The sequence below is a fragment of the Staphylococcus sp. GDY8P119P genome (assembly GCF_017892075.1).
Classification (GTDB): Bacteria; Bacillota; Bacilli; order Staphylococcales; family Staphylococcaceae; genus Staphylococcus; species Staphylococcus ureilyticus.
In genome coordinates this window covers 64218-78592 of the sequence record NZ_JAESKJ010000007.1, presented here as the reverse complement: position 1 = coordinate 78592, position 14375 = coordinate 64218, and the positions used below count along the sequence as shown (strand labels likewise).

Here is a 14375-nt window from a genome sequence, read left to right as displayed (position 1 = left end):
TCAACAAACAACTTAACCTTTTTATAATAGAAAAAAGCTGTGAGTTCATATTACATGATACCAATCATTTTCATCCAAATTGATCCTATGCCAATCCAAACGATAAAGTAAACAATACCGAGAATAAAATTCATTGTCCACCAACGTTTTTGGCTTATATAATCAGCAGAAAATAGTATCGGGGCAGGACCGCTACTATAATGTGTTGTTGAAGCTAATAGGTTACCGAAGAAACCTAATATTAAAGCGCTGAATAATGGCGGTGCACCAGCGGCGACAGCGACTCCTAATAGTGCAGCATACATCGCACTAACATGTGCCGTTGCGCTTGCAAAAAGATAGTGTGAATAAAAATAGAAAACAATTAATAATATGAGCACGATTGGCCAACTAAAATTACCTAAGCTGGATGCAATTAACTTACTTAACCAAGGGATAAAGCCCAGTTTATTAAGTTGATCAGCCATTAATACAAGCACTGAAAACCAAATTAATGTGTTCCAGGCGCCAGTTTCATTTAAAATATCTTTCCAATTTAAAACGCCTGTAATGAGTAAGAGTGAAAGTGCAATAAATGCTGTTAATGTAGCATCTATTTGAATGACACTTCCAGTAATCCATAAAGCGAGTGCTATGATAAAAATAGCAATCATAAATTTTTCTGGAATGGATATTTTACCCATTTTCATTAATTCTTTATGTGCCCAGTTTTTAGCATTTGGTGTTTTTTTAATACTGGGTGGATATATTTTATAAATAATGAACGGTACTATGATCAAAGAAATCAAGCCTGGCACAAGTGCAGCTAAGAACCAGTTCATCCATGTTATATGTACATTCGCAGTGCTTTCTGCAAGGTTTTGTGCGAGCGGATTACCAGCCATCGCAGTTAAAAACATTGCAGCAGTAATTAAATTACCTTGAAATTCAGTGAAAATTAGAAAAGCACCCATTTTTCTTTCTGTACCTTTTTTTGGGTCTGAGCCAAATGATTCAGATAAAGATTTAATAATTGGGAACATAATACCACCTGCACGTGCAGTATTACTAGGTGTTGCCGGTGCTAATATAAGATCTACGCCTACGAGTGAGTACGCGAGTCCCAAGGTCTTTTTACCAAAAAGATTAACGAATTGTAATGCGATACGTCGTCCTAAGCCTGTCTTCACAAAGCCTCTTGAAATAAAAAAAGCTATGACAATGAGCCAAATACTATTATTGCCAAAACCTTGTACGGCATTTTTTATATCAGAGACGCCTGTAATTACCATGACAGTAAAACCTAGTATAGATACAGCTCCAATAGGCATTGGTTGTGTGATACAAGCAATGATCGTTGCCACAAAAATAGCAAACATATACCAAGCTTGTATACTAAGTGAATCTGGTTTGAAAGGGGTGAGCAGCCAAATAAGTATACCGATCACTAAAGGTAAAATGAATTTACGGTACTTTATTGAGTTTTGCATACTACAATTTCCTTCTTTCCATACAGGTTACTTACTACAGTTATCAATTTATACTTATAAAAAAGATATGTAAAGAAAAAAGGTTATAGACAATTAAATGCTGAATGATTCATTTTGTGAATTAAATTATTCGAAGTTTTGAGGTATATTAGAAAAACTAGAAATCAGTTTATGTACTTATACGAAAATTGATCATGGGAACATAGCTAATATGGGGGTTTACACACTCAGGAAGTCTTCGGTTTGTCTGCGCGTACTGTGCGCGCATGCTCATATATATTATAAAAAGACGACTGCTTTACAAATTTTAAATAAAGCAATTGTCTTTGTAATTGTTAAAAATTATTGTGCTGTATAGCCGCCGTCAATTACGATTGCTTGTCCAGTGACACTTTGAGCTTTATCGCTAGCAATGAATACAGCATAATCAGCAACTTCTTGAATATTTACAAGTTGTTTTTGTGGAATTAATGGGAATAGTACGTCTTCTAATACTTGTTCAACACTCACATTTCTTGTTTTGGCAAGGTCATTCATTTGGCCTCGAACGAGTGGTGTATCAATGTATCCAGGACAGATCGCATTGACTGTCACACCATCTTCGGCTGCCTCTAAAGCTGTAACTTTTGTTAGACCGATGATGCCGTGTTTGGCACTGTTATAAGCAGATTTGCCAGAAAATCCTACAAGTCCGTTGATAGAAGACATGTTTAAAATTCGTCCGTATTGTTGTTGCTTCATTAGCGGAAGTACATGCTTTGTCATAATAAAAGTACCAACTAGCATAATATCTATCATTTGTTTGAATTTATCAGTTGGAAAATCTTCAATATTTGCCACGTTTTGAAGACCTGCGTTGTTAATTAAAATATCAATTTGTCCATACTGCTTTACGGTTTTATCCACTAATGCTTCTACATCTTTTTCATTAGAAACATCCGCAGTAACACCAATACAATCAAAGCCGTTTGATTTAAATGATTCAACTGTACGATTTAATGCATCTTGATTAATATCGGTAAATACAACTTTTGCACCTTCATTTAAAAACACCTGAGCAATTTCCAACCCAATGCCACTCGCTGCACCTGGAATAATTGCGATTTTGTCTTTTAACATATGTTTGCCTCCCTTTTTATATCATATTTAGCTTACATTTGTTCAATGGATTAGTAAAATAAAGGATTTAATTGTACTATATATGCTCTTTTTGTGGGAGTTCGATTATAGAAAGACAAACAATTTAATAATATTTATATTTTAATATAAAATAATAGTATAATTCATTTTAGAAAGAAGGTATAATTTAGTATAGTTAAAATGAATAGGAGGCTAAAGTTATTGAGTAGGAGAGAATATTTTCATCACGTTGATCATCGGAAAAAGCAACAAAACTCTAAATTAACACTGTGGATAACATTTATTATTACACTGATATTTACCATAGTAGAGTTTGTCGGTGCCATACTTTCAAATTCTTTAGCATTGTTATCTGATTCGTTTCATATGTTAAGTGATGTTATCGCGTTAAGTTTGTCTATGGTTGCGATATATTTTGCAACGAAAAAGCCTACGTCACGTTTTACATTTGGTTATCTGAGATTAGAAATATTAGCTGCTTTTTTAAATGGTTTAGCATTAATGATTATTTCATTATGGATACTGTATGAAGCAGTTAAGCGTATGATTTATCAACAACCAATTGAAAGTGGTGTTATGGTTATCATAGCCACGATTGGTTTATTCGTTAATATCGTTTTGACAATCGTGCTTGTACGTTCTTTAAAACAGGAAGACAATATCAATGTTCAAAGCGCATTATGGCACTTCATGGGGGATTTATTAAACTCAATCGGTGTTATTGTTGCTGTCGTGTTAATCCACATAACAGGATGGCAGATGATAGATCCAATCATCAGTATCATCATTTCCTTAATTATATTACGTGGTGGATGGAAAATTGCTAAAAATGCTTGGTTTGTATTGATGGAAGCTGTGCCTGAAAAGTTCGATATTGATAAATTAATTGCTGATATGAAAAGTATAAAAGGGATTGATGATGTTCATGAATTTCATTTGTGGAGTATAACCACGGAACACTTTTCTTTAAGTGCCCATGTTGTACTAAGTGCTCGGTCTGAGGATGAATCATTTAATGTCATAAATAATGTTTCTAAATTATTGGAAAATAAATACAATATCAAGCACACAACGTTACAAATTGAAAACCTTAGCATCAATAGTCATTCTAAGACATATTATGAAAATTTGAAATCATAACTATTCAGTGTTTGTAGAAATTTAATTTGTTGAATGTATGATTATATAGACAGAGAGAAATATAAAATTTAAATAAGCTTTCATTATCACGATAGAGAAAAACACCATCTTTTTTATAAAATATGATTAATTTGAAAGAGCTACATCTTCTTAGTTTTAATTTATTGAAATACACTATATAATTTTAAGCAATAACTTAGAAAGGTGTATATGATGGGTCAATATCAAATTACAAAACCATTAAACAATAATGTTATTATTTGTATGCATCAAGAGCGTGAAGTGGTACTTATTGGCAAAGGAATCGGGTTCAATAAGAGACCAGGGATGGTTGTAGATGATGAGACAATGATAGAAAAAGTTTATGCGCTAGAACAGAAAAAGCAACAAGAACATTATAAAGCACTTATTGAACATGCCGATGATTCTGTCATTCAAGCGATTATTGAAGCGATTAATATGATTACTAATACAGATTTAGAAATTGATGATAATCGCTTAATTGTAGCGTTAACGGATCACATTATATTTGCATATAAACGACTCATGCAAAATCAATATATTAATAACCCTTTTGCAATCGAAACGAGACATCTATACCCTGAAGCTTATAAAATAGCTGCTTCAGTTATCTATAAACTCAATTCGGTATTGTCACTTCAATTTCCAGAAGATGAGGTTGGTTTTATAGCATTACATATTGCATCTAATATGGAAAAGCTAACAATAAGTGAAATGAATAAAATTAATGATTTAATCAGTAAATGTATTCAAATTGTGGAGCATGATTTACACCAATCTATTGATACGACGTCTGTACAATATCAAAGATTTATTAGACATATTCAATTTTTAATTAGAAGACTGAGTATAGGGGAAACGATCAAGTCGCAAACTGAATTTGAAAAGATGTTGAAAGCGCATTATCCGCTGTGCTATAATGTTGCTGTCAAAATAATGAAAATGATGCAAAAACAGTTAGGTGTCACGGTATACGAAGCAGAAGTTATTTATTTAACGTTACATATCAACCACTTAACACAACAATAAATAAGCACGTGTAACTGATTCGATCAGGCATGAGTACTTAGACAGAGCAAAAGCTCAGTTTATTTACTCATGCCTTTTTTTGTGCCTTTGACCTTGTTTTGACGCAAAAATATAGAGACTTATAATATATTATGTTTTGTACATGAACGTTACATAGTTTCTTGAAAATGGAGGATATATTATGTGGAAGAAATTTTTTGGTCAGCTTCAACGTATAGGTAAGGCTTTGATGTTACCTGTGGCCATTCTACCAGCAGCTGGTTTGTTATTAGCTTTTGGGACAGTTTTACAAGGAGACGTTTTACAATCTTATCTCCCATTTATTAAAGCAGATGGATTTCAACATGTTGCTCAAATGATGGAAGGCGCAGGGGTTGTCATTTTCGATAATTTACCTATGATTTTTGCATTAGGCGTGGCTATCGGCTTAGCTGGCGGAGATGGTGTTGCTGCGATTGCTGCATTTGTAGGGTTTATGATTATGAATAAAACCATGGGTGCATTTTTAGGTATTACATCAGATAATGTCAGTGATGCTGCTAGTGGTTATGCAAATGTACTAGGCATACCTACCTTACAGACAGGTGTGTTTGGAGGGATTATCATTGGGGCGTTGGCTGCATGGTGTTATAACAAATTCTATAATATTTCATTGCCAAGTTATTTAGGGTTTTTCGCTGGTAAACGCTTTGTACCGATTATGATGGCAACGTGTTCTTTCATTCTTGCATTTCCGATGGCATGGATTTGGCCAACCATTCAATATGGTTTAAATGCATTCAGTGAAGGTCTCTTAGAATCAAATACAGGAATAGCCGTATTCTTATTTGGCTTTATTAAACGTTTGTTAATACCATTTGGTTTACATCATATTTTTCATGCACCGTTCTGGTTTGAATTTGGAAGTTTTAAAAATGCGGCTGGACAAATTATTCATGGAGATCAGCGAATTTTTATTGCTCAAATCACTGAAAATGTACCACTGACAGCTGGTAAATTCATGGGTGGAGAGTTCCCAGTAATGATGTTTGGACTACCTGCTGCTGCTCTAGCAATTTATCATTCAGCGAAGAAAGAAAATCGTAAAGTGGTTGGTGGTCTGATGTTATCAGGTGCCTTAACATCATTTCTTACAGGTATAACAGAACCGTTAGAGTTTTCGTTCTTATTTGTAGCACCGCTCTTGTTCTTTATTCATGCAGTGCTAGACGGCTTTGGCTTCTTAATTATGTACTTATTGAATGTACATTTAGGCTATACTTTCTCAGGTGGATTTATTGATTTCTTACTGTTGAACATCTTACCTAATAAGACAGCTTGGTGGCTTGTTATTCCAGTAGGCATAGTCTATGCAATACTTTATTACTTTATATTTAGATTTATTATCAAAAAATTAAATTATAAAACGCCTGGTAGAGAAGATAAAGAAATGCAAAATAATTCTGTATCAGTAAGTGAGTTACCATTTAAAGTTTTAGATGCAATGGGTGGAAAAGAAAATATTAAACATCTTGACGCATGTATTACACGTTTAAGAGTAGAAGTTAATGAAAAATCTCAAGTAGATGTTGAAATTTTGAAACAACTAGGTGCTTCAGGCGTACTAGAAGTAGGCAATAATATGCAGGCTATTTTTGGGCCGAAATCAGATCAAATTAAGCATGATATGGCACAAATTATCGCTGGTAATATCACAAAACCAGAAGAGACAACGATTGAAAGTGAAGCGATGAATGAATCAGTTACAGTTGAAGGTGAAACGATTTATGCACCACTTAAAGGTCGTACAGTACCGTTGGATGAAGTACCAGACCAAGTATTTAGTGATAAATTAATGGGTGATGGTCTTGCGATTTATCCAGCTAATGGAGAGGTTGTGGCACCGTTTGATGGCACAGTAGAGTTAGTCTTCCCTACCAAACATGCGATAGGTTTAAAATCTGAATCAGGTGTAGAAGTGTTAATTCACTTTGGTTTAGAAACTGTTGGATTGCAAGGAGAAGGTTTTACAGTCCATGTAGATTCTGGAGACACGATTGTAAAAGGTCAATCACTTATGACTGTAGATTTAGACTATATTAAAACACATGCGAAAAGTGATATTACGCCGATTATCGTAACTAACTCAGGAGAACACGAGATTAAAACAACACATAATGGTGCAGTTGATATAGGAGAAGTATTAATTAAATTATAATATATATAAAACCTCTTAATTCACAATATCGTGTAATTAAGAGGTTTTTTGTAGAAAAAAAGTATTAATCTTATCATTCAATCAATTAATCTCCGATAATCATATTATCTATTAAACGTGCTTTGCTGAATTTTACAGCTAGTGAAATGAAAATTTTCCCTTTAATGTGTGTGATTGCTTCTAATTCTGGATAACTATATATAGCTACCGTTTCTATGTTACCGGATGTATGCTGTTCAATATATGTTTTAGCTGTGTCTATTAATTTGGCACTATCACGCTCTCCTTGAAGATATTGTTCGTTTGCTAACTGTAAGCTTTTATATAGTGCAGGCGCTTCTTGTCGTTCTGTATGCGTCAAATAAACGTTGCGTGAACTTTTAGCGAGACCATCAGATTCACGTACTGTATTAACACCAATGATGTCTATTGGATGATTAAAATCCATGACCATTTTTTCGACGATAGCTAGTTGCTGTGCATCTTTTTTGCCGAAATACGCACGTTGTGGGCGAATAATGTTAAATAACTTGTTAACAACTGTGATGACACCATTGAAATGGCCAGGACGTTGTGCACCTTCTAAAACAGTGGCGAGCCTACCAGCATTTAACTTTATCGTAGGTTCTTCAGGGTACATCTCTTCTGCTTCAGGATAAAAGATATAGTCTACACCAACCGATGCTGCTTTAATTTTATCTTGGTCTATATTCCTAGGATATGCATCAAAATCTTCATTTGGTCCAAACTGTAGTGGATTTACAAAAATGCTGATGATTGTAACATCATTTTCCATTACGGATTGTGACATCATTTCCAAATGGCCTTCGTGTAAAGCACCCATGGTTGGAACAAAGCCGATGGACTGATTATTTTCTATTAAATTTGCACTTAGTTTACTCATTTCTTGAATAGATGTAATTAATGTTGTCATTCTGATACCTCATCCATAATTTGTTTTTTATACGTATGTGATTCATCAGGAAATATTTCGTTTTTGACTTCTTTATGATACTGCATTAAAGCTGCTATGCCGCTGGAAAAGTCTCCATATTGCTTGACGAATTTAGCTTGGTGTGGCACTTCATAGTTCAGCACATCATGATAAACCAATACTTGTCCATCAGTATCCTTACCTGCTCCTATACCAATCACTGGGATGTCTAAATTTTTGGTGATTTGTGCAGCTAAATCACTCGGAACAGCTTCTAAAACGAGCATAATGGCGCCAGCTTGTTGTACAGCGTAAGCATCATTTATGAGTTGCTGTGCTGTTTCTTTTGTATTGGCTTGCATCTTGTACCCAGTAATACCAACGCTTTGTGGTGTAAGTCCTAAATGTGAAACGACTGGTAGACCAATGTGATTACAATTTTTTATAAAATCAATTAAATGTGCACCTTCAACTTTGATTGCATTTGCATTAGTTTGTTTGTATAAATCTATAGCATTTTCTAAATCAGAGTGTTCGCTGATGCCAACAGCGCCAAAAGGAACATCAACAACCATAAATGTATTAGGGGCACCACGTCGCACAGCTTTCGCGTGATGGATCATATCTGACATTGTTACTTGAACTGTACTTTCATAACCTAAGACAGTCATACCTAAAGAATCACCAACTAAAAGGGTATCGATTTGTGCAGATTCTGCTTGTTTTGCACTAGGATAGTCATAAGCTGTAACCATTGAAATTTTATTTGCGTGCTGTTTCATATCAATTAAATGTTTTAATGTTAACAATTAAACTCAACTCCGTTGTCTCAATATTTTTATATTTAATCATATATTAACGAATGTATTCAAAAAATAAAATTAATTTAATACATCTTTTATACTTGATAAATAAATTAAAATGTTTTCTACGAGAAAAATCGACTAAATTGCAAATAATATTAGGTGTGTAATACATATTAGTTTATAATAAATAGTAAATAATAAGTAAAATCACAATATAAATTATTAGTTTTAAAATTTATTAAAGCAAATGATATCAATAATAGATTTTAGGGATGAGAATGAGGGGAAATCATGATTTATACAATAACGAGCACATTACCACCAGTACATGGAGGCAGAACTAAAGCATTGCTAAGCCGAATAAAATTAATAGATAGTGAATTGGGAATCAAAAGTAAAATTTTAACAACGAATTATAATGCCAATTATCCATCTGTTTATGAAAAGTTTATAAATGAAGGAAAGGTGACAGAGCATACAGAATTTGAAAATTTATATGATTGGCTGAGTGGTTTCAAACTATTAGAAACGCCAAAGACTAAATTTAAAAAGCAACCAAAGTATCAAACGATGGACCGGGAACTCGAAGGGTTGGAAAGTAAAAGTTTTAAAGATGGAAATGTTATGAGATATTACAAAAATAATAATTATGTATTGTACAGAAAATATTATGACAATAGCAATATAGTTCAACTTGAAGATTTTATGTCATCTATTAGTAAAAAACGGTTAGAACGTTGGGAATATAATGAATTTGGTCAATTGCATAGAAAGATTTATTACACGCATAAACCTTTTTCAAAATTATGTGAAGTTTATTTTGATACATACGGAGCTATATACTGTAAAAAATTTTTTAATACAAAGAGAGAAAGTTTAGATTATATCCAACTTTATAAAGATGATAGACCTTACTTATCCTTTAATAGTGAAAAAGCATTATTTAAATATTATTTCGACCATCGGTTCAGTGAAGATGATGTGGTATTTAATGATGCCAGACTTTTAGATGAACCATTATTAAATCAAAAACATGCGACTAAAAATATTTTAGTTTTTCATAATAGTCATTTGAATGGACAACAAATGAAAGGTTCATATAAATTTGCGCTCAATCATTCTGAAAAAGTAGAAAAATATTTAATATTAACTGAAAAACAAAAAGAAGATATTTTTAGCCAAGTACCACTAGATGAAAGACAATTATCAGTAATACCACATTCGATTAAAACTTATAAATCACTTGCAAACGAAAATAATTTAGATCGCTTTGTTTTTATAGGTAGATTAGGTTTTCAAAAACAAGTAGACCATTTAATTAAAGCGTATAAGCAATTTTTAGATTATGGCTATGATACGAAATTATCCATATTTGGTATGGATGAAGATGGACAGAAAAAAGTGTTGTTGGATTTAATTGAGCAATTTGGCATTCAGGATCAAGTAGAAATCAACGCTTTTACGAATAATCCTTTGAGAGAATTTCAACAATCAAAAGCCTCACTTTTAACAAGTAAATTTGAAGGATTTGGTTTAACTGTCATGGAGAGTATCGAAGTTGGTTGTCCAGTAATTGCTTATGATGTGAGATATGGACCGTCAGAGATTATAAATCATGGTGTGAATGGTTATCTCGTTGAGCCAGATAATATTAAAGCGTTTGCTGACTGTATGGCTAAAATCATCGATGAGCCATTTAATAACGTACAGACTAGACCCGAACTTAGTCATGATAAAGCTGTAGAAAATTATAAAAAACTATTTCAAGACATCGGGTATACTAAATAATAAAATTTTTTCCGTCTCTCTTTATCATATATTAATCAGTATGTTTCTGCTGCATATTTTACAAAATAAAACATATACGAAAAAACAGTTGTCATTGCTTAATCAAAGCAGTGTCACTGTTTTTATTTTGTTATTATCCATTTGAAGGTTGGTCGTTGTGATTTAAAATATTAATAAATTGAATAAAATACTTGTCTCTTATATACAGCGTGTTATATTAATGTTAATTGCAATTGTTTTTTAAACTATTTTATTGTTCGTCAATATTTGTTTTGATTATACTTTTTAAAAAGGAGTAACAATGAATAAATTTAAATTATTGATTATCATGTTGTGTTTAGTCTTAGTTGGATGTTCTGCTCAAGAAAATGAAGCTGAGCATAAAGACAGTAAAAATCATGAAAAACAGCAAAGTAGCAATAGTGAAAATAAGCATCACAAAGAAGTGAAGCATGGTGTAACGTATATTGATGATATTTTAATTGTGAACAAAGATATTTCGTTACCAGAACATTTTAACCCTGGAGAAAATAAAAAAGCACGTCATGCATTACAGAAACTTTTAAATGATGGTAATAAACAAGGATTTCAATTATCAAACGCTAGTGGTTTCAGAAGTTATCAAAGTCAAGAACAGTTATTTGACCAATATGTTCAAAGAGATGGAGAAAAAGCAGCCAATAAATATAGTGCGAAACCAGGACATTCTGAACATCAAACTGGACTGACATACGACATTGTTTCTGAGAATACAGACACCAACTTTAAAACTTCTTTTGGTAAGACCGAGGAAGGTCAGTGGCTCAAAGACAATGCTTACAAGTACGGTTTTATCATCAGATATCCCAAGAATAAAACACATATTACGGGATACCAATATGAACCGTGGCATATCAGGTATGTTGGAAAAGATACAGCTAAAAAATTATATAAAAGTAATGAAACATTAGAAGAGTACTTAGATCTATATCCAAAAAAATAAGATCAAATTCGAAATGTGCTTGATTAGTTAATATAAATTTTTAGAGAGGAATGGTCATCATTGTTTAAGAAATTAAGTGTGGTGATGCTAAGTTGGTTGCTCACTTTAACTGTTATTGCACCAACAACGACAATAACTGCTGAAACAGAAAAATCACCGAGTTCTAAGCAAAGTACACAATATAAACCAGAAAGTGTTAGTGTGACAGCACAAACAGGTCAAATTTTATATCAAGATAAAGCTGAAAAAGTAACGGATCCGGCTTCGTTGACTAAAATGATGACGATGTATTTGACATTGGATGCAATCGAAAACGGAGATATAAAACCTACAGACAAAATAAAAATCACTTCTGATTATGAAAAAATGTCTGTATTACCTGATTTGGCTAGTGTTCCTTTAGAGAGAGGAAAGTCATACTCTATTAATCAATTTCTTAGACAAATTACTTTAGAGTCGAGCAATGCAGCGACACTAATTCTAGGGGAAAAGGTGAGTGGTTCAACATCAAAATTTACAGATGAAATGAACCACAAGGCAAAAAAACTCGGTATGAATCATACGCGTTTTGTGAATCCTACAGGTGCTGACAACCATCTTTTGCAACAATATGCACCCAAGCAATATCAAAAAGAACGTAAAACACAAACTACTGCAGATGATATGACCATTCTAATGCAACATTTATTAAAAGATCATCCTAAAATATTAAAATATAGTTCTAAAACGACAGATAAACAATTTGGAACAAATTTAAAAACAAAAAATCTTTCTTTAAAGGGACAACGATTTGAATTAAAAGGTGCAGATGGATTGAAAACTGGAACAAGCGATGAAGGTTATAGTTTAGCGTTAACAGGTAAACGCAATGGTTTACGTCTCAATGAAGCGATTCTCAACGTGAAGCCATATCCAAGTATGAAAGCTAAAAATGAACGCCATAAAATTGCCAATGCGCTTATTAATAAACAATTTAAAAAATATGAATACCGAAAAGTATTAAGTGAAGGCGAACACGAAATTAACGGAAAAACGTACCAAGTTAAGCAGGATTTATATGATGTAGTTCCTAAAAAAATGGATCATTTAAAGTTTAATGTGAATAAAGAAGGCAAGGTATATGTGGCATATAAGCGTCAATTTATGAAAGGTTCGCATGCCCCCCAAGTAGATGCTACAGTTAAAAAAGAAGACAATAAATTTACTGCATTTTTCAAAAATTTGTTTAGCAAAGATGCGCATTAAATGTCACAAATATAATCTGTATATTTCTAATTAAATCATTCGATTTATCTGCTGATACCACGATTGTGTGACGTGTGTCAGCAGATTTTTTGTTGTTAATTAAGTTCAATCTATTAAGTTGGTATTCATTGCAAACATATTCACTGGGTAATCATTGCTTATACATGTATTAAGGCTTATGGTAGAAGTGTATAGGAGGTTTTATGAATGCGTAAAAAATTCATTAATGCATCAATTTATAAGTATGATGAAGCTTCAGAAATTTTAGTGGAAAACGGTAAGTTTAAAACATTTGGAAAGAACCTTGGTGAAGCGGATGAAGTAATTGATTTAGGAGGCGCTTTGGTCTTGCCACCATATGTAGATGCGCATCTTCATCTAGATTATTATTTTACAGGACAAGACACTCAAATCAAAAACACATCTGGGACGTTATTTGAAGCAATTGATTTATGGAATGATTATAAAAAAGGCACTACAAAAGAAGAGATGAAATCACGTATGCGTCAAGCAGTCAAAGACGTTGCAAGCTATGGTACACAATATATACGTGCTCAGACGGATTGTACTGACCCCAATTTAACGGGCATCAAAGCAGCACTTGAAGTAAGGGATGAATTGAAAGATAATATTACAATTCAGGTTGTGGCGTTTCCTCAAAATGGTATGTACGCTTTTGAAGCGCAAGGTAAAACGGGTCGTGATTTAACTGAAGAAGCCTTAAAATTAGGTGCAGATTGTGTCGGTGGTATTCCACATAACGAATGGAGCCCAGAAGAAGGAACGAAATCAATTAAAGAAATCGTTAGACTTGCGATTCAATATAATAAATTAATTGATGTACACTGTGATGAAACAGATGATGTACAAGCGCGTTTCTTAGAAATATTAAATGCTGAAGTGATGAAACAAGGTTATGGAAATGCTACGACAGCTTCACATACTTGCTCATTTGGTTCAGCAGATGATGCTTATGCATTTCGAATGATGGGTCTATTTCGTCAATCAGGTTTAAACTTTGTCTCTTGTCCAACCGAAAATTTATATTTACAAGGTAGGCAAGATAGTTATCCAAAAAGAAGAGGTTTAACACGTGTTAAAGAGTTTGTAGATAATGATATTAATGTGGCTTTTGGTCAAGACTCAATTGTCGATTTATGGTACCCAGCAGGGTCGGGCAATTTAATGAATATCTTAGATAATGGCTTGCATGCGACACAATTAATGCGAGAAGAAGATTTCCCACGCAATTTCGACTTAATTACTTATAACGGTGCAAAATTAATGCATTTAGATGAGGATTATGGATTATCGGAAGGTAAGCCAGCGAACTTTATCGTGTTGGACGCACCAAATGTATTTGAAGCACAACGTCGACGTGTTGACTGTCTTGCTTCGATACGTAATGGTGAATATCTATTTAGAAAAGAAAAGCCGAAATATACAACTGCATTAGATATTGATCGCCAAACAAAATAATACGTGTAGTTGCATCGTATAAGATAAAATGCTGAGACGATAGAAAGTCCCAGCATTTTTTGTGTATTCATGGCGTGTATTGAAGTGTGTATTTTATGAAACTATAATGACGCTCCATTCGTTGAGATAATATTTTAGTAGTAAA

Annotated in this window: 11 protein-coding genes; 7 read left to right on the top strand and 4 right to left on the bottom strand. The window is 33.2% G+C overall.

The window, feature by feature from the left end:
• Window positions 1-50 precede the first annotated feature (50 nt).
• A complete protein-coding gene (locus KA830_RS09900) occupies window positions 51-1469 on the bottom strand; it encodes an anion permease (RefSeq protein ID WP_046206908.1) in 1419 nt (472 codons plus the stop codon).
• 342 nt (window positions 1470-1811) lie between these two features.
• Window positions 1812-2588 (bottom strand): 3-hydroxybutyrate dehydrogenase, encoded by a 777-nt coding sequence (locus KA830_RS09895; RefSeq protein ID WP_210123908.1) that lies wholly within the window; start codon window positions 2586-2588, stop codon window positions 1812-1814.
• 201 nt (window positions 2589-2789) lie between these two features.
• Between KA830_RS09895 and KA830_RS09890 the strand changes: the two genes are divergently transcribed.
• The 3 genes from KA830_RS09890 (at window position 2790) to ptsG (ending at window position 6996) form a co-directional block, all read left to right on the top strand.
• Window positions 2790-3749: a cation diffusion facilitator family transporter gene (locus KA830_RS09890; RefSeq protein WP_107365520.1), complete on the top strand. Its 960-nt coding sequence runs from the start codon at window positions 2790-2792 to the stop codon at window positions 3747-3749.
• A gap of 213 nt (window positions 3750-3962) precedes the next feature.
• A complete protein-coding gene (gene glcT / locus KA830_RS09885; protein WP_204179815.1) occupies window positions 3963-4799 on the top strand; it encodes a glucose PTS transporter transcription antiterminator GlcT in 837 nt (278 codons plus the stop codon).
• Between the two features lie 181 nt (window positions 4800-4980).
• On the top strand, window positions 4981-6996 hold the full coding sequence (gene ptsG / locus KA830_RS09880) for a glucose-specific PTS transporter subunit IIBC (protein WP_204179814.1): 2016 nt from the start codon (window positions 4981-4983) through the stop codon (window positions 6994-6996).
• A gap of 85 nt (window positions 6997-7081) precedes the next feature.
• Here the strand turns inward: ptsG and panC are convergent, their stop codons facing one another.
• Complete coding sequence (gene panC, locus KA830_RS09875) at window positions 7082-7930, bottom strand: pantoate--beta-alanine ligase (protein ID WP_210123909.1); 849 nt, start codon at window positions 7928-7930, stop codon at window positions 7082-7084.
• Window positions 7927-8739 carry a 3-methyl-2-oxobutanoate hydroxymethyltransferase gene (gene panB / locus KA830_RS09870; protein WP_204179812.1) on the bottom strand — a complete coding sequence of 271 codons (813 nt, stop codon included), beginning with the start codon at window positions 8737-8739 and terminating at the stop codon, window positions 7927-7929. Before panB ends, panC begins: the two co-directional genes overlap by 4 nt.
• A gap of 288 nt (window positions 8740-9027) precedes the next feature.
• On the opposite strand from panB, the gene KA830_RS09865 reads away from it, so the two are divergent.
• From KA830_RS09865 to KA830_RS09850, 4 genes are all read left to right on the top strand, one after another.
• On the top strand, window positions 9028-10524 hold the full coding sequence (locus KA830_RS09865) for a glycosyltransferase (RefSeq protein ID WP_204179811.1): 1497 nt from the start codon (window positions 9028-9030) through the stop codon (window positions 10522-10524).
• Between the two features lie 301 nt (window positions 10525-10825).
• Window positions 10826-11506, top strand: coding sequence for a M15 family metallopeptidase (locus tag KA830_RS09860; protein ID WP_046206916.1), 681 nt, complete (start codon window positions 10826-10828; stop codon window positions 11504-11506).
• Window positions 11507-11566: 60 nt separating this feature from the next.
• Window positions 11567-12751 (top strand): penicillin-binding protein PBP4, encoded by a 1185-nt coding sequence (gene pbp4, locus KA830_RS09855; RefSeq protein ID WP_204179810.1) that lies wholly within the window; start codon window positions 11567-11569, stop codon window positions 12749-12751.
• Between the two features lie 207 nt (window positions 12752-12958).
• Window positions 12959-14230 carry an amidohydrolase family protein gene (locus KA830_RS09850; RefSeq protein WP_046206918.1) on the top strand — a complete coding sequence of 424 codons (1272 nt, stop codon included), beginning with the start codon at window positions 12959-12961 and terminating at the stop codon, window positions 14228-14230.
• Window positions 14231-14375: the final 145 nt, after the last annotated feature.

Bases quoted from the DNA above. Each gene is read 5' to 3' on its own strand.
- glcT (WP_204179815.1), top strand. From the start codon at position 3,963: ATGGGTCAATATCAAATTACAAAACCATTAAACAATAATGTTATTATT.
- ptsG (WP_204179814.1), top strand. From the start codon at position 4,981: ATGTGGAAGAAATTTTTTGGTCAGCTTCAACGTATAGGTAAGGCTTTG.
- KA830_RS09895 (WP_210123908.1), bottom strand. From the start codon at position 2,588: ATGTTAAAAGACAAAATCGCAATTATTCCAGGTGCAGCGAGTGGCATT.
- panC (WP_210123909.1), bottom strand. From the start codon at position 7,930: ATGACAACATTAATTACATCTATTCAAGAAATGAGTAAACTAAGTGCA.
- KA830_RS09865 (WP_204179811.1), top strand. From the start codon at position 9,028: ATGATTTATACAATAACGAGCACATTACCACCAGTACATGGAGGCAGA.
- KA830_RS09860 (WP_046206916.1), top strand. From the start codon at position 10,826: ATGAATAAATTTAAATTATTGATTATCATGTTGTGTTTAGTCTTAGTT.
- KA830_RS09890 (WP_107365520.1), top strand. From the start codon at position 2,790: ATGAATAGGAGGCTAAAGTTATTGAGTAGGAGAGAATATTTTCATCAC.
- KA830_RS09900 (WP_046206908.1), bottom strand. From the start codon at position 1,469: ATGCAAAACTCAATAAAGTACCGTAAATTCATTTTACCTTTAGTGATC.
- KA830_RS09850 (WP_046206918.1), top strand. From the start codon at position 12,959: ATGCGTAAAAAATTCATTAATGCATCAATTTATAAGTATGATGAAGCT.